Below are 24,384 nucleotides of genomic sequence, written 5' to 3' on the forward strand. Positions count from 1 at the left end.
TCACCACAGGGGAATCGGTGACTCGCCGATCGAATACCAGCCGGGCAGTGGATCACCGGACACCGAGCGCTGGATGCGCCGCTGCATGCCGGGCGTCAGCGCGTTGTCGGTGATCATCTCGACGAACAGCGCGGACACATTGCCGAAGTCGAAGAAGTCGCGCTGCCATGACCATTGGAAGCCGCCGCCGTACCGGAACCAGCTGCCGCCGATGCCCGCCGGGCTGTACGGCCGTCCGTCGGGGCGCATCGCATCGCTCACCTGTTTCCAGAGGCCGATGACGGTGCCGCTGCGGTCGTCGATGACGAACTCCTGATACGGATACGCCCAGCCCTCCAGGCCCTGCATCTCCTGCCCGAGCGCGATATCGCGGATCTCGGCCCGTCCGACCGCCATGAATTCCATGGCTGGCCCGTAATTCCAGCCGTAGGTCGCGTCCTCGGTGTACATCTCGGCGAGTGGGCGCCAGTCGCGCTTCTCCTCGCACCGCTGGTTCTCCAGCACCCAGCGCCGGACCATCTCGTCCAGTTCGCCGCGCTCGAAACTCGGCATCAGCGTGCTCCTTCCGGCTCGTCGGTGACGATCGTCAACGCCTGGGTCGGGCAGTAGCGCACGGCGCGTTCGATATCGGCGCGCTGCTCGGCATCCGGTGTGGCGGACAGGATTTCGACCTGGCCGCGCATCGGGACCGAAAACACCTGTGGCGCTTCGTCCTGGCAGACGGCGTGGCCCTGGCACAGGTCGAGATCCGCGACGATCCTCATGATTCGGGCACCTCCCGCAGTGGCGCCTCCGGCTGCACCTCGACGAGCACCAGGTGCGCGCCGCGCGGCGCGGACACCACCGCGACCACCGCCGCGGCGAGGTCGGCGGCCCGCAGCATGTAGGGATGCCTGGCGAATCCCCAGGTCTTCCAGTCGTCGAGCAGCGGGCCGACCGCCTCGGGCGTCGCGTTCATCCCCATCCCGGTCAGCGTCGGTCCCGGCCGGACCACCGAGGCACGTACTCCGGTGCCCTCGAGCTCCATGCGCAGCTGCGCGCCCATGGCCTCCACTCCGGCCTTCGCGGCGCTGTACGCACCGGTGCGCGGCCGCGGTTCGGGGGCGCAATCCGAGCCGATGAGCACGAAATCGCCACGCCGCCTGGCGATCATGCCGGGTAGTACCCGGTGCGCGAGGCGCTGCGGCCCGCTCAGATGCACCGAGAGCTGTTGCAGGAAAACCTCGGGATCCATCGCGTGCACCTGCGCGAATTCGATATCGCCCGCTCCGGAGACGACGATCTCGGTCGGTCCGAGTTCCGCTTCGGCGGCGCCGGCGAATTCGTCGACCGAGGCGGCATCGGTGACATCGAGCCGGTGCGCGAACGCGGCGCCGCCCTCGGCCCTGATCTTGTTCGCCAGCTCGGCGCACAGCTCGACGCGCCTGGCGCCCAGCGCCACCGGATGTCCGAGCTCGGCGAGCGCGAGCGCGGTCGCGGCGCCGATGCCGGAGGACGCGCCCGCCACGATCGCTGGCCTGCGCACCGGATTCGGTTCGTAGCGTGGCATTTACCGCACCTCGACGACTAGGGGGAGCGCGGCGAACCCGCGCACATTGGTCGAATGCACCCGCACGATGCCGCTGTCCACGACGTCGTAGGCGCGTACGCGCGTGGCGAACGCGCGCAGCGCGATGTTCGCCTCCAGCCGGGCGAGGTGCGCGCCGAGGCAGAAGTGCACTCCGGCACCGAAACTCGCCAGCCCGCCCGTGTCGGCGCGGTCGATGCGGTAGGTGTCGCCGTCGGCGAAGGCCAGCGAATCCCGGTTGGCCGAGCCGATCAGCAACAGCACCTTGGCACCTGCGGGGACGGTGCGGCCGTGGTACTCCAGGTCGACGGCCGCGGTGCGCGCGATGATCTGGCTCGACGTGTCGTAGCGCAGCGTTTCCTCGACCCAGTCCGGCACCAGATCGGTCGCCGCGGCCACCTTCGCGTACTCGCCGGGATTGCGTGCGCCCCAATACAGTGCGTTGCCGAGCAGCTTCGTCGTCGTCTCGTTCCCGGCCACCACCATCAGGAACAGGAACCCGATGATCTCCTCGTCCGACAGTGTGTCGCCGTCGATTTCGGCGTCGAGCAGCGCCGAGGTCAGGTCGGCGGTCGGGGATCCGCGGCGCGCGGCGACCATGTCGGAGTAGTAGGTGATCAGCCGGATCGAGGCCTGCGCCGCGGCCATCGGGATATCGAGCACGCCGTCCTCCCGATGCACGACCAGATCGGCGAGCCTGCGGATCTCCGCGCGGTCGGCCTCCGGCACGCCCATCAGCTCGGAGATGACGTCCATCGGCAGCTTGCCCGCGACCTCGTCGATCCAGTCGAAGGTGCCGCGCGCCAGGGCGGGCTCCAGGTAAGACAGCGTGAGTTCGGTGATGCGATCGGCCATTTCGGCCACTCGGCGCGGGGTGAACCCCTTGTAGACCAGCTTGCGCATGCGCAGATGCCTTGGATCGTCCATCGCGAGGAACGACATCACCCGATGGGCGTGCGGGCCCCAGGCGGCGGGATCCAGTGATACGCCGTTGGCGCTCGACAGCCGTGCGCTGTCGCGGAATCCGGCGACCACGTCGGCGTGCCTGGACAGCGCCCAGAAATCCAGTTCGGCGTTGTGGTAAAGCGGCGCCTCGGCGCGCAGCCGCTCGTAGGTGGGGTATGGATCGTCGTGGAATCCGTAGTCGTACGGATCGAAGGTCAGTGGCTCCAGCGAGGCTGCCTTCATCGCGCTCCTCCGTGTATCGATAACGAGTTCTCGCGGCTCGGCCCGGTCGCTCCGCAGGGGAGAGACACGTAGCTGGACATGTGTCTGGACGGTACCAGCGACCAGGTTTCGCGACAATCGGTTCCACTATTTTGCGGGAGATCCACCGTGGATCCGACCGCAATAGTGAAACATGTTCTTGTGCGGCGAAGTATTGCGAGACTATATTCCGTACACCTGTCCAGACAGCATCGGAGTCACGCATGAGCCTGCTGCCCGCCGACGGTTCGCGTCTGTTGATCGACGGCAAGCTCGTCGCGGGCGGTGACGGTGTGTTCGCGACGGTGAACCCGGCGACCGAGCAGGTCATCGGCTACGCGGCCGATGCGTGCGGCGCCGATATGGACGCGGCGATCACCGCCGCCCGCACCGCATTCGACGACACCGAGTGGGCGAGTGATCCGGCACTGCGCGCCCGCTGCCTGCTTCAGCTGCGCGACGCCTTGCAGGCGAATATCGAAGAGCTGCGCGCGATCACGGTCGCCGAGGCGGGCGCGCCGACCATGCTCACGTCCGGGCCGCAGCTGGCCGGACCGATCGCCGACCTCGGCTACTGCGCCGAGCTCGCCGAAAACTATTCGTGGCAGACCGATCTCGGTGTCGCCGCGCCGATGGGCATCTCGACGCACCGAATGCTGCGCAAGGAGCCCGTCGGCGTGGTCGGCGCCATCACGCCGTGGAACTTCCCGCATCAGATCAACTTCGCCAAGCTCGGCCCCGCGCTCGCCGCCGGAAATACCGTGGTGCTCAAGCCCGCTCCGGATACGCCGTGGTGCGCGGCGGCCGTCGGCGCGATCATCGCCGAGCAGACCGATATCCCCGCGGGCGTGGTGAACATCGTGACCTCGGCCGATCATGGTCTCGGCGCGCGGCTCACCGCGGATCCGCGGGTCGATCTGATCAGCTTCACCGGCTCGACGCAGACCGGGCGCTCGGTGATGGCCGCCGCGGCACCGACGCTGAAGAAGACCTTCCTCGAGCTCGGCGGCAAGTCGGCGTTCATCGTGCTCGACGACGCGAATATCGCGGGAGCCTGTGCGGTCGCGGCATTTTCGGTGTGCGTGCACGCGGGGCAGGGCTGCGCGATCACCACGAGGCTGCTGGTACCGCGCGCCGCCTACGACGAGGCCGTCCAAGCCACGGCCGCCACGCTGGCCGGGATCGCCCCAGGTGACCCCGCGGATCCCAAAACTGTCTGCGGACCGCTGATTTCGCGCCGCCAGCGGGATCGGGTGCTGCGCTATATCGACAGCGCGCTGGCCGACGGCGGCCGGATCGTCACCGGCGGCGGCATACCGGCGGGCCGTGAGCGCGGCTGGTTCGTCGAGCCGACACTCATTGCCGGCGTGCCGCATTCGGCGCGGGTCGCGCGCGAGGAGATCTTCGGCCCGGTGCTGGTGATCATTCCGTACGACGGTGACGACGACGCGATCCGGCTCGCCAACGATTCACCGTACGGGCTGTCCGGATCGGTGTGGGGCGCGGATCCCGAGCGCCTGCGCCACGTCACCGCGGGCGTGCGCACCGGGACGCTGAGCGTGAACGGCGGCGTCTGGTACTCCGCCGACGTCCCGTTCGGCGGCTACAAGCAGTCCGGCATCGGCCGGGAAATGGGCGTCGCCGGATTCGAGGAGTACCTCGAGACCAAGGTGATCGCCACCGCGCACGGACACTAGAGGAGCCGCATTCATGGCCCGTTTCATCGGACGCACGGTCATTGTCACCGGCGCCGCCCAGGGTATCGGCGAGGCGTACGCCAGGGCGCTGGCCGCCGAGGGGGCGAATGTCGTTGTCGCCGACCGCAATATCGAACGCGGCACGGCGGTGGCCGACGCGATCGTCGCCGACGGGCAGAACGCGGTCTTCGGTGCGGTCGATGTGGCCGATCCGGATTCCGCCGCGGCGCTCGCCGCCTTCGCCGTCGAAGAGTTCGGCGGTATCGATCACCTGGTGAACAACGCCGCCATCTACGGCGAGATGAAGATCAACCTGCTGCTCACCGTGCCATGGGATTACTACAAGCGGTTCATGAGCGTGAACATGGACGGCGCGCTGAATATGACCCGCGCGGTCTTTCCGCACATGCCGAAAACCGGTGGCGCGTCGATCGTCAACCAATCCTCCACCGCGGCATGGACATACGCCAGCTTCTACGGCCTGGCCAAGGTCGGTATCAACGGCCTGACCCAGCAGCTCGCCTTCGAACTCGGCGGATCCAACATCAGGATCAACGCCATCGCACCCGGCCCCATCGACACCGAGGCGACCAAGACCGTCACGCCGAGCGTCATCGTCGACGACATGGTGGCGCGGCTGCCGCTCAAACGGCTCGGCACACCGGCCGATCTCGTCGGTGCCTGCCTGTACCTGCTGTCCGACGAGGCGAGCTGGGTCACCGGGCAGATCTTCAATGTCGATGGCGGACAGGTCTTCCGGTCATGAGCGAGCTCCGGGTCGGGTTCATCGGTGTGGGAAATATGGGCGCGCCGATGGCGCAGCGGCTGCTGAGCTGGCCGGGCGGGCTCACCGTCTGCGATACCCGCGCCGAGGCGGTCCGGCCGTTCGTCGAAGCCGGTGCGGTCGCGGTCGATTCGGCCGCCGAGGTCGCCGAGCGGGCCGAGGTGATCTCGGTGACGGTGGTGAACGACGAGCAGGTGCGCGCGGTGGTCGCGGAACTACTGCACACGGCGAAGCCGGGAACCGTTGTCGCCGTGCACTCCACGATCGGTGATCGGACCGCGGCGGAGCTCGCGGCCGCATGCGCCGAGCACGGCGTCGAGCTCGTCGACGCCCCGATCAGCGGCGGCGCGGTCGGCGCGCGACGCGGTGCGCTCGCGGTCATGGTCGGCGGCAGCGCGGCGGCCTTCGAGCGGGTGCGCGGGCCGTTCGAATGCTTCGCCGATCTCGTGGTGCACGCGGGCCCGGTCGGCGCGGGTACCCGAATGAAGCTGGCGCGCAACCTCGTGCACTTCGTCGCGTTCACCGCGGTCACCGAGGCGCAGCGGCTGGCCGAGGCGGCGGGGCTGGATATTACGGTGCTGGGCAAGGTGGTCCGGCATTCCGATGCCGTCACCGGCGGGCCCGGCGCGATCATGCTGCGCGATCGCACGGCGCCGATCGCGGAGGGCGATTTCTGGCTGCCCATCCTGCGCCACGTGCGCGACCTCGGCGAGAAGGACCTCGCACTCGCGCTCGACCTCGGCGCACGGCTCGGCGTCGACCTGCCGCTGGCGGAATCGGCGCTGCGGCGGTTGGGCGCGGGACTCGGCGTCGGTACGGGTGAACTCGGCTCTGAAGGGGAAAATATATGAGCTACAACGGATCCGACTCTGTGCGGCAGCGTGGCCTTGCCAAGATGGCCGAGGTATACGGCACCGAATTCAAGGACTACCCCGGCGCGCACTTCGCCGTGACCGCCGACCATCTGTTCGCCGATATCTGGTCGCGACCCGGGCTCACCGTGCGTGACCGGCGGCTGCTGCTGCTCGGCGCGCTGACCGCGCAGGGCGCGATCGATACCGCGGGCATCCAGATCGGCGCCGCGCTGCGCAACGGTGAGCTGACCGAGGAGCAGCTGCACGACATCGCGTTGTTCCTGTGCCATTACGTCGGCTGGCCGAACGGCACCAAGCTCGACCTGCTCGTCGGCACCATCGTCGGTCAGCAGAAGAAGGCCGCCAAGGCAGCGCAGTCCGAAACCGGTGAGCAGTCCGAAACCAGTGCGCGATCCGAATCCAGCGAGCAGTAGGGAACCCGAAACATGTCCGATACCAGCACCGTTCGCCCGCTGCGCGCGAGCGCCGTCACCGAATGGGATGAGCGGGCCGACGTCGTCGTCGCCGGATACGGCATCGCCGGGGTGTGTGCCGCGATCGAGGCGGCCCGCGCGGGTGCGCAGGTGCTGATCCTGGAGCGCACCGGCGGCTGGGGTGGTGCGGCCGCCATGGCGGGCGGCTTCATCTATCTCGGCGGCGGAACGCCGTTGCAGCGCACCCTCGGTTTCGAGGACACCCCGGAGAACATGGAGAAGTTCCTGCTCGCCGCGCTCGGTCCCGGAGTGGACAAGGCGAAGATCGCGGACTACTGCCGCGGCAGCGTCGAGCACTACCACTGGCTCGTCGCCAACGGCGTGCCGTTCCGCGAGGCGTTCTGGGGCGAGCCGGGCTGGGAGCCGCCGCACGACGAGGGGCTGATGTACTCCGGCGGTGAGAACGCCGCGCCGTTCAATCAGCTCGCGAAACCCGCACCGCGCGGCCATGTTCCGCGGTACGCCGACAAGCGGATCGGCCGCAAGAGCGGTGGCTACATGCTGATGAAGCCGCTCGCCGAGACCGCGGAGGGGCTCGGTGTCCAGGTGCGGTACGACACCCGCATCCGCCGCCTCGTCGTTGACGACACCGATCGGGTGGTCGGCGCGATCGTCACCCGGTTCGGCAAGGAGATCGCGGTGCGGGCCGAGCGTGGAATCGTCTTGGCCACTGGCTCTTTCGCCTACGAGCAGCGGATGATCGAGGGGTACGCGCCGCGGCTGATCGGGCGGCCCGCCGCGGCGATCGAGGAGCACGACGGCATCGGCATCCGGCTGGCCCAGGCGCTCGGCGCGGATCTGGCGCATATGGACGCCACCGAGGTGGCGTTCTTCGGCGACCCGCAGCTGCTGGTGCGCGGCATCCTGGTGAACGGCCGTGGTCAGCGCTATATCCCCGAGGACACCTACCCGGGCCGGATCGGGCAGGCGACCCTGCTCCAGCAGGACAACCAGGCCTACCTGGTGATCGACGAGCAGTCCTACGAGGAGGCGCTGACCACGGTGACCGCCACCCCGTTCTTCCGGCAGCCGCCGACTTGGGCGGCGGAGACGGTGGCCGAGCTCGAGGCCGAAATGGGCCTGCCTGCACAGGCTTTGCAGGCCACCGTCGACACCTACAACCTGCACGCGCAGGACGGCAAGGATCCGCTGCTCGGCAAGAAGCCGGAGTGGGTGCGCCCCATCGGAACTCCGCTGGCCGCCTTCGACATGCGCGGTTTCACCGCGGGTTTCACCCTCGGCGGGCTGCGCACCGATCTCGACTCCAGGGTCGTGCACGTCTCCGGTGCGCCGATCGCCGGGCTGTTCGCGGCGGGCCGGTGCACCTCGGGGCTGTGTGCGGGCGGCTACGTGAGCGGTGCGTCCCTCGGTGACGGCAGCTTCTACGGTCGCCGCGCCGGTATCGCGGCGGCCAAGAGCTGATAGCGTCCAGACACATGTCCGAAGGCGATTCCACGATGCTGGAGGCGACGCGCAGACGCCTCAGCGAGAAGCAGGCCGACACCGTCGACAAGCTCACCAAGGCGGCGGTCGAGGTGCTCGCGCGCGAGGGTTTCGCCGGGATGACCATCCGGATGGTCGCGGCCGCGGCGGGCGTCGGGACCGCGACGGCCTACACGTACTTCTCGTCGAAGGAACATCTGGTCGCCGAGATCTTCTGGCGCAGGCTGATCACCACACCGTCGCCGGCCAGCGACGATCCGGATCCCACCGTCCGTGTCGTCGCCGAGCTGCGCACCATCGCGATGCTCGTCGCCGATGAGCAGGAGCTGTCCGGCGCGGTGACCAGCGCGCTGCTCGGGCGCGACCCGGATGTCGCGCATCTGCGCGATCGCACCGGCGCCGAGATCCGCAAGCGCATCGTGCGCGCGCTCGGCGCCGCGGCCGATCCGGACGTCGTCGAATCGCTGGAGCTGCTCTATGCGGGGGCGCTGGTGCGCGCGGGCATGGGCTATGCGTCGTACTCGGAGATTGCCGACCGCATCGAGAAGTCCGCCCTGTTGATCTTGAAGTAGTGGTGAGTGACGCTAATCTCACTGGTAGCCAGTGGTTTGCTGACTTCGGGTCAATATTGCCGCCCGGCAAACGCGCGCTGAACGGCGGAGGCGCGAGCGTATCGGCACGATTCGGTTGTCCAGTATTACGCTCCGAATGATCGCAAATTCTCAGCTATCTCACCTGGTTGTGTCGGCTCGGGACGTTACTTTTGTCGTTGCCATTTCGTGATAGTTCTTTGTCCGTCGGCGCCGAGGGGGCGTTGACGGTGCGAGAACAGGAAAACTTTCCATGAAGAAGATCCGTAACTTCGGAATCGTGTGCGTGAGCGCGGCTTCCATCGTCGTCGCAGGCTCGGGCCTGGTCCACGCGGACAACGTCGACGCGGGCCGCGTTGTCGCGGACAGCACCGGCTCGGCCGACAGCACCGCCACCGGTTCGGCGACCGGTTCGGCGAACCTGATCAACGGCCTGGCGAAGCTGCTCAACACCGGCAGCGGCAACCCGGTTTGCCCTGGCGGCAAGAACTGCCCCTAGTGCCGGCAATCAGGCCGAGGTGTTTCGCCCATCGACGGCGGAATACCTCGGCCTGACCGTTTCTATTGTGCGCGGACCACTTTCGGCAATTGGTCAGCGACTGGCGTGCGGTGCGCCGATACCGGGATCGATGGCCACCGGCCCGGCCGCCGACGGCGCGATCGGGAAGTCGAAGATCGCCGTCGGGATGTACACCGTCGCACAGGAATTCGGGATGTCGACGACGCCGGAGAAGCGGCCCTCGATGGGGGCGGCGCCCAGCAACAGGTAGGCCTGCTCGGGGCTGTAGCCGAACTTGGTGAGATAGTCGATGGCGTGCAGGCAGGCGCGCTCGAAGGCCAATTGCGAATCGAGATAGCGCTGTTCGCCGCCGAGCGTCACGGAGGTGCCCGAAAAGGCCAGGTACTCCGTGTAGTTCGGGCCCTCGTTGCCCGGCATGAAGATCGCGTTCTCGGCGACGCCGTAGAGCTCCATGCCGTTCTTGATGAGATCCACCCGCAGATCGATGAATCCGCCCATCTCGATGGCGCCGCAGAAGGTGATCTCGCCGTCGCCCTGGGAGAAGTGCAGATCGCCGACGGACAGATTGGCGCCGTCGACGAAGACCGGGTAGAAGACCCGGCTGCCCCTGGTGAAGTTCTTGATGTCTTGATTGCCGCCGTTCTCCCGCGGCGGCGCGGTCCGCGCGGCATCGGCGGCCACCCGGTCGAATTCGGGCCCGCGCAGCGCGCCGAGGATGGCGTCGCGCGGTTCCGGCGGCAGCGCGAGCGGCGGCACCCGCAGCGGATCGGTATCGATCAGCGCCTGCTCGCGGGCATTCCACTTGGCCAGCAGCGCCGCCGACGGTGCGGTGCCCATCAGCCCCGGGTGGGTCATCCCGGTGAACTTCACGCCGGGGATATGCCGCGAGGTGGTGGTGTGGCCGCTGAAATCCCAGATCGCCTTGTACGCGTCGGGGAAGTGCTCGGTGAGGAAACCGCCGCCGTTGTCGGTGGCGAAGATGCCGGTGTAACCCCAGCCCTGTCCGGCAAGCGGGCCCGAATCCTCCTGCGGGATGGGGCCGATGTCGAGGATGTCGACGACGAGCAGGTCGCCGGGCCGCGCTCCTTCGATGGCGAACGGGCCGGACAGGCAGTGCACCGTGCTGAGCGGCGCGTTCAGCACATCCTCGGCGGAGTCGTCGTTGTGGATCGCGCCGTCGAACCATTCGCGCACGTGCACCCGGAATTCGCTGCCCGGCTTGACGGTGACCGCCGGCGGGATATCGGGATGCCAGCGGTTGTGGCCGATGAACTGCTGCTCGGTGAACTTCTTGCGGGAGTCGAGCGGGTACACCAACTCGGGCATGGGTCTCCTTCTTTCGCGATCAGTAGCGGGGGAGCTTGCGGTGCAAGGGATTACGAGATATTGATGACGTGCTTCGGGCCGGCGGCGCGCCGACCACCCTCGGCTCGTCGGCGGTGCGTTTGGTGGCATCGAGCAGCCGGGTCACGGTCGCGCTTCGATGAACCAGTGCGCCGCCGAAGCACCTTCGGCTCGCGGCGCCGCACTGGGGGCATGTGGTGACGGCCGGTGCCTCGGCCATGCGGAAGGTGCGCTCGAAGCTGCCGCAGTCGCGGCGGCAAGTGAACTGATAGGACGGCATAGCGACCTCGTTTATTTTCAAATGGGGATATTCCGTACGGTGACGATACAAAGGTGTGGATGTCTCCGCGGCGAATCCGCGAGGTGAAGTTCGTATTACGGCGAAACGGCTGGTCAGCCCAGTTCGGTCAGCACGCTGAACTCGAGCGCGTCGGCGTCGGCGAGGTAGACCGGCTGAGTGGTGTGCGTGCCGCGCACCCGCACCTCACCGCGCGGCCCGCCGTAGCTGACCCGCGCCGCGCTGCGCTCGATGGTGCGCAGATCGAGGCTGCGCGCGGTATCGGCGAGCGAGGCGAACAACAGCAGCCCCTCGTAACAGGATTCGCCGATATTGTTCAGCGCGGGCGCGGCCGGTCCGAACTCGCGCAGATACCTCGCGCCGAAGTCCATGCCCGGCGTGGAGACCAGGCTCTCGAAATAGCCGCTCGCGGTGAACAATCCGCGGGTACTGTCGGCGCCGCCCGCGTACAGCACGTCCTCGCCGATCATCATGCTCAGGCGCAGCCTGCCCTCGTCGAGACCGGCGCGGGCGAAGGCGCGGTTGAACGCGGCGCAGTCGGCGCCGACCATGAACAACAGCACACCCTGTGCGGGGGAGTCGGCGATCAGATCCAGCGCGCCGCGGAAGTCGCGCCCGCCGAGCGGCAGGAAGACCTCGCCGACGATGCCGATATCGGTGCCCGCGGCGAATTCGCGGGTCACCCTTGCGGTTTCGCGCGGCCAGACGTAGTCGTTGCCGATGACGCACCAGCGCCGGATGCCGTGCTCGCCGCGCAGCCAGCGCAGCGCGGGGAACAGCTGATGATCGGGGGTCTCACCGACCATGTAGACGCCGTCGGAGTCCTCGCCGCCCTCATAGAACGTGGTGTACACGTATGGCACCCGGCCCGCGGTGCGCGGCGTGATCACCCTGCGCGCGTTGGACAGATGCCAGCCGACGACGCCGTCGACCTGGCCGGTGCTGACCATGCGATCGATCCGCTCGGCCAGCACGGGCAGCGGCGCGCCCGCGTCCACCGGGTGTAAACGCACGGGGCGGTCGAGAATGCCGCCCGCGGCATTGATGTCGTCCACCGCGAGATCGGCGCATGCCTCACAGGACGGCCCGAACATGCCCGCCGGACCGCTCAGCGGCACCACCAGGGCGATATCAACGGTAGGGCGCCGATAGCGGGCGGCCGGATCGGCAGAACCCCAGCGCGGCAATGGAATCACCACCGTAATTTCCATTCGAATCTATCGCGTACGGCGTTGTATATAGTGCTGACGTGGACGATAGCACCGCACCCGCCGCACTGGAGGACCTGGCGCGGCTCGTACGCCGGGCATCGCAGGAGCTGGATCGCGCCATCGCGGCCTGCCTCGGGGAAACCTCGGTCGGGCGTTGGCATGTGCTGTCCGCGGTCGCCGACGGCAACGGCCGTTCCATGTCGCAGCTGGCGGAGGCCACCCTGTGCACCGGCGCCAGCCTGACCCGGCTGATCGACGCGATGATCTCCGACAACCTGGTGCACCGCAAGGTGGATGCCACCGACCGCCGCCGCGTCCTGGTCTTCCCCACCCGCCGCGGCAAACTCACGCACCAGGTGATGACCACCGCCCTCGCCGAAAGCGACCTCCCCGCCCTCCCCACCGACCGCCACCGCCTCACCCGCACCCTGACCACCCTCATCGACCGCCTCCACGAATCCGAACCCGCCCGCACCTGACCCCGCGTCCCGTTAGGGTGCATATGCGCCTGGCGGAAGATGGCGAGGGGGCGAGATGTTGCGCAATGGTCAAGTGTTCGCGGGGTACACCGTGGAGGGGCTGCTCGGGCGCGGTGGCATGGGGTCGGTGTATCTGGCGCGGCATCCGCGGCTGCCTCGGCGTATCGCGCTCAAGCTGCTCAATCAGGAACTGTTCGCCGACAGCGAGATTCGGGCGCGGTTCGAACGGGAGGCGGATCTGGCCGCGCAGCTGGATCACGCCAATATCGTCACGGTGTTCGACCGGGGTATCGAGGACGAACAGCTGTGGATCTCCATGCAGTACATCGACGGCGTCGACGGTGACTCGATCGATGTGCGCGCACTCGAGCCCGCGCAGGCGGTGCGGATCATCGCGGAGACCGCGCGTGCGCTCGACTTCGCGCACCGGCGCGGTGTGCTGCACCGGGATGTGAAGCCCGCCAACATCCTTGTCGAGCGCAGCGATGATCCGGGGCCGGCGCGGGTGCTGCTCACCGACTTCGGCATCGCCAGGCTGCTCAACGACACGGGCAGGCTGACCAGGACGGGGACCTTCGTCGCCACCCTCGCCTATGCCTCGCCGGAGTTGCTGTCCGGCGCGAACATCGGCCATCAGACCGACCAATACTCGCTGGCGTGCAGCCTGTTTCGGCTGCTCACCGGCACCGGTCCGTTCGACGCCACCAACCCGGTCGCTTTGATCCAGGGGCACATGCAATCGCCGCCGCCGCTGCTGAGCGCCATTCGGCCCGGGCTGCCACATGAATTGGACGCGATTCTGGTGCGGGCCATGGCCAAGCGTGTCGAGGATCGGTACGGATCGTGCGGCGAATTCGCCGACGCCGCGGTCGCCGCCTTCGCCGGGCCGGTCTCGGTCCCCGCGCCGCCACCGGCACCGTCGCCGCCGACGGTAGTGCTGCCGACGCCGCCCGGCCCGCAGTTGTGGTTCCCGACACCGGCGCCCGCACGTGCGCTCCCCGCGGTGCCGAACCGGCTTGCCATGACGGGCAAGTCGGGCCTGGGCTTCGGCGTGTGCGTCCGCGCGATCGCCTTCGATCCCGGCGGGCGCGTCCTCACCAGCATCGACTCGGTCGACAAGGTGCGGCGATGGGACCTGACCACCGATGCCACCACCACCAAATCCCTTGCCGGATCCCATGATCCGATCGCGGTGGCGGCATTCTTCCCGGATGGTCGGCAGCTGGTCACCGGTGGCGGCGGCACCGCGCAGGTGTGGGACAGCACGACCGGACGGCCCGCCGACGCCGCCTTCGTCGGGCACAACCGCTGGGTGTGGGCGGTGGCGTGCAGTCGGGACGGCGGTCGGGTCGCCACCGCGAGTGCCGATCAGACCGTGCGGATCTGGGCCGTGGCCACGGGCGCGCAGATCGGTGACGCCGCCGCGCTGCGCACGAGCCAGGCCGCGGGCGCGCTTGCCTTCAGCCCGGATGGCCGCTACCTCGCGTGCGGTTCGAGCGCCGACGAAGTGCGCCTCCTGGACACGCACACCTGCCGAATCGTGTGGAGTTCACGCAGCACCGACGCGGTGCCCGCGAACTCCGCGGTTGTTTCAGTGGCGTTCAGCCCAGACGGGCGGGTGGTGGCCGCGGGCAGCAGTGACGGCTCGCTGCGGTTCTGGGATCTGCCTCGTGGCCGGTTGATCGGATCCGCCGCCGGCGAGCATCACAAGACGATCCACTCCCTCGCATTCCGTGCCGACGGCACACTGCTCGCCACCGGTAGCGCGGACAAAACGGTGCGGTTCTGGGATCCCACCACCGGCAAGGAGATCGGGCAGGCACTGACCGCGCTGTCGCCGATCTGGTCGGTGGCGTTCAGCCCGGACGGCGGATCGCTCGCCGTCGCGGCGGGCAAGTCGGTGCAGGTGTGGAAATAGTCAGGGGGCGAGATGTTGCGCAACGGACAGGTATTCGCGGGGTACACCGTGGAGCGGGCGCTCGGGTACGGCGGGATGGGGTCGGTGTATCTGGCGCGGCATCCGCGGCTGCCCCGGCTCATCGCGTTGAAGCTGCTCAATCAGGAACTGTTCGCGGACACCGAGATTCGGGCGCGGTTCGAGCGGGAGGCCGATGTGGTCGCGCAGTTGGATCACGCGAATATCGTCACGGTGTTCGATCGGGGGATCGAGGACGGGCAGCTGTGGATCTCCATGCAGTATGTCGACGGTGTCGACGGCGAATCGATGGACGTGCGTGGGCTGGATCCACTGCGGGCGGTGCGGATCATCGCCGACACGGCGAACGCGCTGGACTTCGCGCACGGTCGCGGCGTGCTACACCGAGATGTGAAGCCCGCCAACATTCTTGTCGAGCGTGCCGGTGATCAGGGTGCGGGGCGGGTGTTCCTCACCGACTTCGGCATCGCCAGGGTGGTGAACGAGACCGGCAGGCTGACCAGGACGGGGACGTTCATCGCCACCCTCGCCTATGCGTCGCCGGAGCAGTTGTCCGGTGTACCGCTGGATCATCGCAGCGATCAATATTCGTTGGCGTGCAGTCTGTTCCGGCTGCTGACCGGCACGGTGCCCTTCGAGGCGACCAATCCGGTCGCGGTGATCCAGGGCCATCTGCAGCAACCGCCACCGCCCGTCGGCAGTGTGCGGCCCGGCCTGCCCGCCGCCTTGGATGTCGCGCTGGCCAAGGCGCTGGCCAAGCGAGCCGAGGACCGCTACGGATCCTGTGCGGAATTAGCGGAGGCCGCCCTGTGTGCGTTCGCCGGGCCCGCGGGCGCGGCGCCGGTGACGAGGCCGGTGCCCGCGTCGAGGTTGGCGCCGACTCAGGTCCGGGCGACGCCGCCCGCCGGACATCCGGGCCCACCGCCCGCCGGAGTACCGGGCCCTTCGCTCGCCGGAATGTCGCTGGCCGGATTATCGAGTAAGCCACCCGCCGGACATCCCATTCCACCGATCGCCGCTCGACCGCCCGTGCGCACGCGATCCACCGTGCCCACTCACCTTGTCCGAGTGAGCGAAACCGGCTCCTGGGGATTCCGCCGGAGCGTCCGCGCGGTCTGCTTCGATGCCGCGGGCAGCGTCCTGTTCAGCCTCGACATGGCCGACAAACTGCGGCGGTGGGACCTGGCCACCGACCGCACGACAACCACGGTTCTCGATGGCCCGTCGAATCCGATCGCGGCGGCGGCGTTTCTCCCCGGCGGGCGATCGGTGATCACCGGAAGCGACAACGGGACGGTGCTGCTCTGGGATTGCGCGACCGGTCGCGCAATGGATATCGGCTTCGGCCGTCACGGGGACTGCGTGCTGGCGGTGGCCGCCAGTCCCGATGGCGCCCGGGTGGCTACCGCGAGCGCCGATGGGACCGTGCGGAGTTGGGACGCGGCGACGGGCGCCCAGCTCGGCGCCGAGGTCGAGGCGCTGACCACGCGGGCCGTCGATGCGCTGGCCTTCAGCCCGGACGGACGGTTGCTGGCCGGTGGCGTCACGACGAACGAGGTCAGGCTCTGGGATGTCGACACGGGGCGTGGCCTATGGGGTTCGGGGGCCGGGACCTTCGATACGGCGGTCGAATCGGTGGCTTTCGCCCCCGGCGGCCGGGTGCTCGGCGCCGGCAGCAGCGATGGCATGCTGCGGTTCTGGGATCTGCCGAGCGGCCGTCTCATCGGATTCGGGGTGACCGAGAACCGGGAGCCGATCTGCGTCTCGGCCTTCAGCCCGGACAGCAGGTTGTTCGTCACCGGCGCCGCCGATTCGGCCGTGCGGTTCTGGGATCCGGCCACCGGCGCCGGCCTGGGCCGGGCGCTCGCGGTGGGGTCCGAGGTCGGGGCGATCGCCTTCGGTCCGGAGGGTGATCTGCTCGCCGTCGGCACGCACAAGTCGGTGCAGGTCTGGAAATAGCGCGGTCAGTGCCGGAAAACGGAGACGCCATCACCAGTTCGGGGTTCTCCCCGATGGCGCGGACGCACGAACGTGGACACACTGGGTCTCATGACTTCGCAAGCTTTGGGCGCCGACACCGCCGAGAAGGCGGGATCGACCGATGTGGCGGCCCGCGCTATCGAACTGACCAAGGTCTATGGGACCGGAGATACGCAGGTCACGGCCTTGGACAAGGTGTCGGCGGAGTTCGCGAAGGGTGAGTTCACCGCGATCATGGGGCCGTCGGGCTCCGGTAAATCGACGCTCATGCACTGCCTGGCCGGCTTGGACAGCGCCAGCTCGGGCACGGTCCGGATCGGTGATACGGATCTCACCAGCCTGTCCGACAAGCAGATGACGCGGCTGCGGCGCGACCGCATCGGGTTCGTCTTCCAGGCGTTCAACCTGGTGCCGACGCTGACGGCGCTGGAGAACATCACGCTGCCGCTGGATATCGCGGGCCGCAAACCGGATCAGGAGTGGCTCGACACCGTGCTGAAGCGGCTCGGGCTCGAGAACAGGCTCGGCCATCGGCCGAGCGAGCTGTCCGGCGGGCAGCAGCAGCGCGTCGCGTGCGCGCGGGCGCTGGCCGGTAAACCGGACATCATCTTCGGTGACGAGCCGACCGGCAACCTCGATTCGCGCGCCTCCGGCGAGGTGCTCAACATCTTGCGCGCCGCCGTCGACGAATTCGGGCAGACGGTCGTCATCGTCACCCACGAACCGCATGCCGCTGGCTTCGCCGACCGGGTGGTGTTCCTCGCCGACGGGCGCATCGTCGACGAATTGCGCGATCCGACCGCCGATTCGGTGCTCGACCGCATGAAGGCACTGGAGCAGGCCTGATGAAAAACCCGATGCGCAAGGTCGCCTTGCGCAATCTGGCCGCGCACAAGGTGCGACTGGCGCTGACCCTGCTTTCGGTGGTGCTCGGCACCGCGTTCATCGCGGGTTCCTTCGTCTTCACCGATACGCTGCAGCGCACCTTCGACGGCATCTTCGCCAACCAGGCCAGGGGCGTGGATGTGCGCGTCAGCCCGAAGGAGCAGCGGTCCTTCGGTGTGCCACTCGCCGTGGTGGACAAGGTGTCACAGATCGACGGCGTGCGGGCGATCGCGCCGAGCGTGAACGGTCCGCTGATCCTGCTCGACCCGGCCGGGAAGAAGCCGGTGCAGACCGGCGGCGCGCCGAGCTGGGGACAGTCGTATGTGCCGCCCGAGCGCGCGGTCGCCGAACCGGAGAAGTTCATCGCCGGTGTGCCACCCGCCGCCGAGGGCGAGGTCGCGATCAACAGCGGCGGCGCCGAGCGAGCCGGGCTGAAGGTCGGCGATCACACCAAGATCCTGATCCCGTCCCAGAGCGACCAGCAGAAACCGGCCATCGACGTCACGATTACCGGTATCTATGAAGTGTCAACGGACACCGGCGGTTTCGTCGGCATGCTGTTCGACGACGCGCAGGCCCGCAAGCTGTTCACCGATGGCACCCACGTCGCCTACATCGATATCGCCGCCGCCTCAGGGGTTTCCGTCAACGATCTGCGCGACCGGATCGGCGCCGCGGTGCCGGGCTTCAAGGTGCAGAACGGCGAACAGGTGCGCGAGGACCTGAAAACCCAGTTCTCGCAGACACTGAAGTTCATCAACTACTTCCTGCTCGCCTTCGGCGCGATCGCGCTGATCGCGGGCACCTTCATCATCTACAACACCTTCGCGATGATCGTCGCCCAGCGGCTGCGCGAACTGGCGCTGCTCCGTGCCGTCGGCGCCAGCGGCGGACAGGTCGGCGTCTCGGTGGTCTCTGAGGCGCTGGTCATCGGATTGGTCGGCAGCGCACTGGGTTTGGCCGCAGGCGTCGGTTTGGCGTTCGGCCTGTCCGGCTTGCTGAACTACTTCGACCTCGGGTTGCCGACCGGATCGATGGCGGTGCTGCCGCGCACCGTGCTCGTCGCGTTGCTCGTCGGCATGCTGGTCACCGTGGTCAGCGCCTACGCCCCCGCCCGCCGCGCCGCGAAGATCCCACCGGTCGAGGCGATGCGCGAGGAATTCGCCTCCGTCGGTGAGTCGTTGCGCCTGCGTACCGTCGTCGGGCTCGGCCTGGCCGTGCTCGGCATCGTCGTCGTGCTGATCGGCGCGCAGTCCACCGGTGGCCGGGCCGCGGCGACCGTCGGGGTCGGCGCGTTGTCGCTGATTTTCGCGGTGCTGCTCGCCTCGCCCGCGCTGTCGCGTCCGGTGCTCACCGTCCTCGGTGTGCTGGTTCGCCCGTTCGGGCCGATCGGCCGGATGGCGCGCGACAACGCGGTGCGCAACCCGCGGCGTACGGCCGCAACGGCTTTCGCGCTCACCCTCGGCCTGATGCTGGTCTCGGCCATCGGCATGCTCGGCGCGTCGGCGAAGGCGAGTATCGGCGTGCTCGTCGACAAGGGTGTGGAAGCGGATTACGTGCTCTCGGGCCCGCAGCAGACGCAGTTGCTCGGCCTGCCGCTCGGTGTGCCCGCCGCGGTGCTCGACGGCGTGCCGGAAGCCGCCGACGCTGTCGGTGTCCGCGGCTTCGCCGTGCGCGTCGGCAACGATCTGGTGCAGGGTGTTTCGCCGGATCGGCCGATGGACAAGGTGCTGAGCTACGAGATCGTGCGCGGTACCCGCACGATCGGCGACCGGGACGTGCTGGTGTCCGAAGGTGAAGCCACCGACCGGAATTGGCGAGTCGGCCAGCGGATCGAGCTGAATACGCTGGACAAGAACGAGAAGGTGCCTCCCGTCACGATCGTCGGCATCTACAAGAACACGCCGCTGCTCAGCAAGATGGTCATCTCGCCCAAGGTTTTCGCCGAGGTGACTCCGCCCAGGTTCCAGAACAACTTCTACGTGCTCGTCGCGGCGAAGCCGGGCGCCGACTTGGCCGTGATGCGCACCAACCTGGAAAAGGCAACGGACCAGTTCGCCGTGGTGCAGGTGCAGGACCGCGAGCAGTTCAAGGGCGCGCAGGGCCGCCAGATCAACACGCTGCTGGCGATCGTGTACGGCCTGCTCGCGCTGGCGGTGGTGATCGCGATCCTCGGGATCATCAACACCCTGGCGCTGTCGGTGGTCGAACGGCGCAGGGAGATCGGTATGTTGCGCGCCGTCGGCACCATGCGGGCCCAGGTGCGCCGCACCATCTATCTGGAGTCGATGCTGATCTCCATCTTCGGCGCCCTCGTCGGCGTCGCGCTCGGCATCGGCCTCGGCATCGGATTCCTGCGCACGCTGAGCGAATACGGCATCGATCAGATCACCATCCCGTGGGCTCAGCTGGTAATCGTGCTGATCAGCTCCGGTGTGGTCGGCGTGCTCGCCGCGCTGTGGCCCGGTATCCGTGCGGCGCGCACACCGCCGCTCGCGGCGATCGCGGATCTGTAGGGCGCGTGCGGTGCGCGGCGCTGCGCACCGCACGCGCCGCGGGAGCGTCAGCCCGCGGTGAGGTAGTTGTGCACCTCGTGGTAGGTGATCTCCGGTGGGTTGGGGAGACCGACCTTGGCCGATGCCGGGTTGATCTTCTCCTGAGCGAACTGTTCGAAGAGTTCCTGGGACTCCCACACATCGGTGACGCGGACACCGTCATCGGTGGCGGTGACCCAGTGGAACAGGCCGCCCGGCGCGCCGGGCCCCTTGGGTTCGAAGCCCAGAATCTCCAGTACGGCGTCGTACTGTTCGAGTGTCGCTTCGTGGAATTCGAGAATGACGCCGATTGCCATCGTGATCCTTTCTCGCCGAACCGTATCGCCGGCCGCAACTGCCGACGCGGCGACGTTAGGTCCGAAAGGTGTTGTGTCGCGGTCGATCCGGTGAACGTCGGCGGACACGCAGGTCAGTGCCGGCAGATCCGGCGGGTCGACGCGTGTCGGCCCATTCGGCGAGGCGGTACGGAGATTCGGCCGCGAAACGCCGTAACATCGGATTGCTGGCCCATTGCCCGTTCCGACAAGGAGTCCATCATGGATGTGCTGTCGATCGTGCTGAAAGTCACCGGGATGTTCCAGAACATGCTCGGCCTCGTGACCGGCTTGATGTCCTTCGGATCCTGACCCATCGACGATCGGACCCCGGCGGAATCCGCCGGGGTTCTGCTTTGCCGCGCCGCTGTCTGTCCGATCACACGATGCCGTCCCCGCGGGGGAGGTGATGCTACGGTAAACGGAGGTTGTTACTCCACTTAACGACCGATGGCGGCTTGGTTCAACGGAGAAGGAGCCCGCGGGCAATGGTGGCGGTGGGTTTCGTCGACGACGGCGTCGCCGAACGGATGAGGGCGGCGGTGCGCGGCCGCGGTGGTGAGGCGCTCGGGCAGTTCGCGCTCATCACCGTGCTGTACCTGGGGTACCGGGTAGGGCGGATGTTCACCGCCGACGACACGGTCCGCGCCTTCGGGAACGCGCATACCGTGCTGACCTTGGAAGACCGGCTCGGCCTTCCGACCGAGACGCGGGTGCAGGCGCTCTTCGTCGACCACAGCTCGCTCGCGGTCCCGGCGAATTTCTATTACGCCACCGCGCATTTCAGCGTCGCCGTCGGAGTGCTGCTGTGGCTGTGGATGTTCCGCCCTGAGCACTACCGCTGGACGCGCAACCTGATGGTCGCGCTCACCGGAGCTGGGCTCGTCGTGCACGTCGCGCTGCCGCTGGCGCCGCCGCGCATGCTGCCGGAATACGGGTTCGTCGACCTCGCGCTGATGCACGGTCAATCCGTCTACGGCCCGGACGATTCGGGCGGACTGTCCAACCAATTCGCGGCCATGCCCTCGCTGCACGTCGGCTGGGCGGTGCTGCTCGGCTTCGCGATGGTCGCGGCCACCCGCAGCGGATGGCGCTGGCTCGCGCTGGCGCATCCGATCATCACCACCGTCGTGGTGATCGGCACCGGCAACCACTACTGGCTCGACGCCATCGTCGCTACCACGTTGCTGGCGATCGCCGCGATCGTGCATCCGCTGATCGTCCCGGCCTCGGCGACGGCATGGGGCGCGATGGGGCCCGCCTGGATGCGCTGACTCGGTTGTTGCGTTCCCATCAAGACCATTCCCACCGGCATCGCGCGGGTCTACCGTGGACGTTGGTCCAATCACGGTGTCCGGGGGAGGTGTCGGTGGCAGCGGATGTGATCGGCAAATACGGCCGGGTGACCGCGACGATCAAGCCGGGCCATCTCGGCGAGGTGGTGATCGAAGTGCGCGCGGGGACAGAGCGTTTCCTGGCCCGCGCCGCGGACGACGCCATCATTCCCAAGCACGCGCAGATCCTGGTCGTCGGGAGTCTGGGCGGTCGCACAGTCGAAGTTATCTCCGTGAAATGAAGGTGCACCGTGGACACTCTTGTCCTTGTGGTGGTCGGGGTCGTCGTCGCCATCCTGTTGATGACGGTGGCGTTGTTCCGAGCGGCGTGGCGGGTGGCCGAACCCGATGAGGCGCTGATCATCTCGGGCTTCCGCGCGGGTACCGGGCCGTCGGGCGTCGGTGAGAGCATGGGGTTCCGCATCGTCACCGGCCGCGGCACGCTGATCGCGCCCGGACTCACCAAGGTGCGGCGAATGTCGTTGGAGGCGCACGAAAGTCAGATCACCGTGCCGTGCGTGAGTCAGCAGAAGATCAACCTGGAGCTGACCGGCGTGGTGATGTACAAGGTCGGCGACGACTACCGGTCCATCGCGAACGCGGCCCGCCGCTTCCTCGATCGGCCCGCGCAGGACCTGGAAACCAAGGTGCAGAACGTCTTCGTCGGTCACCTGCGCTCCATCGCCGGTTCGATGACCGTCGAGGACATGATCAGCGATCAGGACAAGTTCTCCGAGCAGGTCAGGGACCGGTGCTCGCAGGAGATGGAATCCTTCGGCCTGGTGATCGACAGCTTCCAGATCCAGTCCATCGGCAGCGAGTCGAATTACATTGCCAACCTGGCCGTTCCGCATCAGGCCGAGATCGAGCAGCGGGCCAGGATCGCCCGCGCCAACGCCGAGCGCGAGGCCATCGAACAGGAGCAGGCCGCGCGGGCCAGGATCGCGCTCGCGACCAGGGATACCGATATCAAGAAGGCCGGGTATCAGGCCGAGATCGACAAGGCGATGCAGGAATCCGCGCAGCAGGGTCCGCTCGCGCAGGCGACCTCGCGGCAGGCGGTCGTCGAGGTGGCGACGCGGGTCGCGCAGCTAGAGGGACAGCAGCGCGAACAGCAGTTGCAGGCCGAGATCCGCAAACCCGCCGACGCCGAGGCGTACAAGCAGACGACGCTGGCCACCGCGGCACGGGACGCGCATATCTCCCAGGCCGAGGCGCAGGCCAAGGAGACCAGGCTGCGCGCCGAAGCCGCGGCGGCGCAGACGAAATTGCAGGCCGAGGCCGAGGCGGAGGCGATCCGCGTGCGCGCGGCCGCCCAGGCCGAGGCGACCAGGCTGACCGGTCAGGCCGAGGCCGACGCGATCAAGGCGAAGGGCCTGGCACAGGCCGACGCGGTGCGCGCCCAGATGGCCGCCGAGGCCGCGGGCATCCAGTTACGCGCGGAGGCGATGAGCAAGAACCAGGAGGCCGTCATCGCGCAGCAGGTCGCGGAGAACCTCCCGCAGATCGTCGCCGCGGCGGCCGCACCGTTCGAGCACGTCGGCAATTTCACGGTGCTCAACGGTGCGCAGGGCGTCACCTCGGCGCTCGCCGAAATCATCCAGCAGGCGGGCGCGCTCACCACGTTGGCCCGTGAATCCCTGCTTCCCGCAATGCAGCCCGGCACCGAGGTCTCGCTGAATGGCGAGGCGAAGGATTCGTAGTCAGTTCTGACCTCCCGCGTTGAGGTTGGCCCAGGCTTGGACGTCGCCACGGTCGAGGGCAAGGGCGAGCAGGTCAGGGAACTTGTCGGGGGTGCAGGCGAAGGCCGGGATGCCTAGGGCGGCAAGGGCGGCGGCGTTGTCGTGATCGTAGGCGGGGGCGCCGTCGTCGGAGAGGGCGAGCAGGACGACGACCTGCACGCCCGAATCCTTCATGGCGTTGACCCGGCGCAGCATCTCCTCGCGGATGCCGCCCTCGTAGAGATCGGAGATGAGCACGAACAGGGTGTCGGCGGGGCGGGTGATCAGGGACTGGGAGTAGGCGATGGCGCGGTTGATATCGGTGCCGCCGCCGAGTTGCGTGCCGAACAGGACGTCGACGGGATCGCTGAGCTGGTCGGTGAGATCGACGATTTCGGTATCGAAGACGACCAGTGAGGTCTTCAGCGAACGCATGGAGGCGAGGACCGCGCCGAACACCGACGCGTACACCACGCTCGACGCCATCGAACCGGATTGGTCGATGGCGAGCACCACGTCGCGGTGCACCGCCTGCGCCTTGCGGCCGTAGCCGATCAGCCGTTCGGGCACCACCGTGCGATGTTCGGGCAGGTAGTTCGCGAGATTCTTGCGGATGGTTCGGTCCCAGTCGATATCGCGCAGCCGGGGGCGGGCGATCCGGGCGGCCCGGTTGAGCGCGCCCGAGACGGCGGTGACGGTACGCGCGGCGACGCGGCGCTCGATCTCGCGCACCACCTTCTCCACCACCATGCGCGCGGTCGCCTTGGTGGTCTCCGGCATCACCCGGTTCAGGCTGAGCAGCGTGCCGACCAGATGCACATCGGGTTCCACCGCCTCCAGCAGTTCGGGTTCGAGCAGCAGCTGGGTCAGGTTGAGCCGGTCGACCGCGTCACGCTGCATGACCTCGACCACCGAGGACGGGAAGTAGTTGCGAATATCGCCGAGCCACCGGGCGACTCGCGGCGCCGACTCGCCGAGGCTGCCCGCGCGCTTACCGCCGGAGCGATCGTCGGCGGTGTTGTACAGCGCGGTCAGCGCGCGGTCCATCGCCGCATCGTCGGTGCCCCCGAGCGCGCCGAGTTCCGCCTCGGCCGCGCCGCCCAACACCAGACGCCAACGCCTGGACCGGGTTTCGTCGGTGGCCTGCATCGGTGACTCCTGGTTCATGACCG

24 protein-coding genes are annotated in these 24,384 nt (G+C 68.1%); 15 read left to right on the top strand and 9 right to left on the bottom strand.

Translation table 11 applies throughout. From position 1 onward, the window contains the following. Genes ACIG5A_RS33145 through ACIG5A_RS33160 form a run of 4 tightly spaced genes read right to left on the bottom strand, consistent with a single transcriptional unit; the run spans position 1 to position 2,755 of the window. A complete protein-coding gene (locus tag ACIG5A_RS33145) occupies positions 1–552 on the bottom strand; it encodes a nuclear transport factor 2 family protein (RefSeq protein WP_397247363.1) in 552 nt (183 codons plus the stop codon). After that, positions 552–764, bottom strand: coding sequence for a ferredoxin (locus tag ACIG5A_RS33150; RefSeq protein ID WP_397247365.1), 213 nt, complete (start codon positions 762–764; stop codon positions 552–554). Before ACIG5A_RS33150 ends, ACIG5A_RS33145 begins: the two co-directional genes overlap by 1 nt. Beyond that, entirely contained in the window at positions 761–1,549 is a 789-nt protein-coding gene (locus ACIG5A_RS33155) for an SDR family oxidoreductase (protein ID WP_397247367.1), read from the bottom strand. The genes ACIG5A_RS33150 and ACIG5A_RS33155 overlap by 4 nt, the downstream gene beginning before the upstream one ends. Then, entirely contained in the window at positions 1,550–2,755 is a 1,206-nt protein-coding gene (locus ACIG5A_RS33160; RefSeq protein ID WP_397247369.1) for a cytochrome P450, read from the bottom strand. Between the two features lie 242 nt (positions 2,756–2,997). Here ACIG5A_RS33160 and ACIG5A_RS33165 point away from each other — a divergent pair, with 242 nt between their 5' ends. From ACIG5A_RS33165 to ACIG5A_RS33195, 7 genes are all read left to right on the top strand, one after another. After that, positions 2,998–4,470 (top strand): aldehyde dehydrogenase, encoded by a 1,473-nt coding sequence (locus ACIG5A_RS33165; RefSeq protein ID WP_397247371.1) that lies wholly within the window; start codon positions 2,998–3,000, stop codon positions 4,468–4,470. A 13-nt stretch (positions 4,471–4,483) separates the two neighbouring features. After that, positions 4,484–5,236: an SDR family oxidoreductase gene (locus tag ACIG5A_RS33170; RefSeq protein ID WP_397247373.1), complete on the top strand. Its 753-nt coding sequence runs from the start codon at positions 4,484–4,486 to the stop codon at positions 5,234–5,236. Further along, complete coding sequence (locus ACIG5A_RS33175; RefSeq protein WP_397247375.1) at positions 5,233–6,105, top strand: NAD(P)-dependent oxidoreductase; 873 nt, start codon at positions 5,233–5,235, stop codon at positions 6,103–6,105. Before ACIG5A_RS33170 ends, ACIG5A_RS33175 begins: the two co-directional genes overlap by 4 nt. Next, positions 6,102–6,542, top strand: a complete 441-nt coding sequence (locus ACIG5A_RS33180; protein WP_397247377.1) for a carboxymuconolactone decarboxylase family protein — start codon at positions 6,102–6,104, stop codon at positions 6,540–6,542. The genes ACIG5A_RS33175 and ACIG5A_RS33180 overlap by 4 nt, the downstream gene beginning before the upstream one ends. Positions 6,543–6,554: 12 nt before the next feature. Beyond that, positions 6,555–8,024 (top strand): FAD-dependent oxidoreductase, encoded by a 1,470-nt coding sequence (locus tag ACIG5A_RS33185; protein WP_397247379.1) that lies wholly within the window; start codon positions 6,555–6,557, stop codon positions 8,022–8,024. Positions 8,025–8,038: 14 nt separating this feature from the next. Then, positions 8,039–8,617, top strand: coding sequence for a TetR/AcrR family transcriptional regulator (locus tag ACIG5A_RS33190; protein ID WP_397247381.1), 579 nt, complete (start codon positions 8,039–8,041; stop codon positions 8,615–8,617). A gap of 271 nt (positions 8,618–8,888) precedes the next feature. Further along, positions 8,889–9,134 carry a hypothetical protein gene (locus ACIG5A_RS33195; protein WP_397247383.1) on the top strand — a complete coding sequence of 82 codons (246 nt, stop codon included), beginning with the start codon at positions 8,889–8,891 and terminating at the stop codon, positions 9,132–9,134. Positions 9,135–9,227: 93 nt separating this feature from the next. Here the strand turns inward: ACIG5A_RS33195 and fmdA are convergent, their stop codons facing one another. The 3 genes from fmdA to ACIG5A_RS33210 form a co-directional block, all read right to left on the bottom strand. After that, positions 9,228–10,481: a formamidase gene (gene fmdA, locus ACIG5A_RS33200; protein ID WP_397247385.1), complete on the bottom strand. Its 1,254-nt coding sequence runs from the start codon at positions 10,479–10,481 to the stop codon at positions 9,228–9,230. 19 nt (positions 10,482–10,500) lie between these two features. After that, entirely contained in the window at positions 10,501–10,779 is a 279-nt protein-coding gene (locus ACIG5A_RS33205) for an FmdB family zinc ribbon protein (RefSeq protein ID WP_397247387.1), read from the bottom strand. Between the two features lie 113 nt (positions 10,780–10,892). Then, positions 10,893–11,996, bottom strand: a complete 1,104-nt coding sequence (locus tag ACIG5A_RS33210; protein WP_397247389.1) for a substrate-binding domain-containing protein — start codon at positions 11,994–11,996, stop codon at positions 10,893–10,895. Positions 11,997–12,046: 50 nt separating this feature from the next. On the opposite strand from ACIG5A_RS33210, the gene ACIG5A_RS33215 reads away from it, so the two are divergent. The 5 genes from ACIG5A_RS33215 to ACIG5A_RS33235 all read left to right on the top strand — a co-directional run bounded on the left by ACIG5A_RS33215 (position 12,047) and on the right by ACIG5A_RS33235 (position 19,804). Next, positions 12,047–12,487 carry a MarR family winged helix-turn-helix transcriptional regulator gene (locus ACIG5A_RS33215; RefSeq protein WP_397247391.1) on the top strand — a complete coding sequence of 147 codons (441 nt, stop codon included), beginning with the start codon at positions 12,047–12,049 and terminating at the stop codon, positions 12,485–12,487. Between the two features lie 55 nt (positions 12,488–12,542). Then, complete coding sequence (locus ACIG5A_RS33220) at positions 12,543–14,405, top strand: WD40 repeat domain-containing serine/threonine protein kinase (protein WP_397247393.1); 1,863 nt, start codon at positions 12,543–12,545, stop codon at positions 14,403–14,405. Between the two features lie 12 nt (positions 14,406–14,417). Further along, positions 14,418–16,382 carry a protein kinase gene (locus ACIG5A_RS33225; protein WP_397247395.1) on the top strand — a complete coding sequence of 655 codons (1,965 nt, stop codon included), beginning with the start codon at positions 14,418–14,420 and terminating at the stop codon, positions 16,380–16,382. Positions 16,383–16,472: 90 nt separating this feature from the next. Then, a complete protein-coding gene (locus ACIG5A_RS33230; protein WP_397247397.1) occupies positions 16,473–17,249 on the top strand; it encodes an ABC transporter ATP-binding protein in 777 nt (258 codons plus the stop codon). Beyond that, complete coding sequence (locus tag ACIG5A_RS33235; protein ID WP_397247399.1) at positions 17,249–19,804, top strand: ABC transporter permease; 2,556 nt, start codon at positions 17,249–17,251, stop codon at positions 19,802–19,804. Before ACIG5A_RS33230 ends, ACIG5A_RS33235 begins: the two co-directional genes overlap by 1 nt. Positions 19,805–19,851: 47 nt before the next feature. On the opposite strand, the gene ACIG5A_RS33240 is transcribed toward ACIG5A_RS33235, so the two are convergent. Next, positions 19,852–20,139, bottom strand: coding sequence for a hypothetical protein (locus ACIG5A_RS33240; protein ID WP_397247401.1), 288 nt, complete (start codon positions 20,137–20,139; stop codon positions 19,852–19,854). A gap of 506 nt (positions 20,140–20,645) precedes the next feature. Between ACIG5A_RS33240 and ACIG5A_RS33245 the strand changes: the two genes are divergently transcribed. From ACIG5A_RS33245 to ACIG5A_RS33255, 3 genes are all read left to right on the top strand, one after another. Continuing rightward, complete coding sequence (locus ACIG5A_RS33245) at positions 20,646–21,431, top strand: phosphatase PAP2 family protein (protein ID WP_397247403.1); 786 nt, start codon at positions 20,646–20,648, stop codon at positions 21,429–21,431. Between the two features lie 95 nt (positions 21,432–21,526). Then, a complete protein-coding gene (locus ACIG5A_RS33250; protein ID WP_397247405.1) occupies positions 21,527–21,733 on the top strand; it encodes a hypothetical protein in 207 nt (68 codons plus the stop codon). Between the two features lie 9 nt (positions 21,734–21,742). After that, positions 21,743–23,194, top strand: coding sequence for a flotillin family protein (locus ACIG5A_RS33255; protein WP_397247407.1), 1,452 nt, complete (start codon positions 21,743–21,745; stop codon positions 23,192–23,194). Here ACIG5A_RS33255 and ACIG5A_RS33260 read toward each other — a convergent pair whose 3' ends face one another. Then, on the bottom strand, positions 23,195–24,361 hold the full coding sequence (locus ACIG5A_RS33260; protein WP_397247991.1) for a VWA domain-containing protein: 1,167 nt from the start codon (positions 24,359–24,361) through the stop codon (positions 23,195–23,197). Positions 24,362–24,384: the final 23 nt, after the last annotated feature.

Source organism: Nocardia sp. NPDC052566, assembly GCF_044547285.1.
Classification (GTDB): Bacteria; Actinomycetota; Actinomycetes; order Mycobacteriales; family Mycobacteriaceae; genus Nocardia.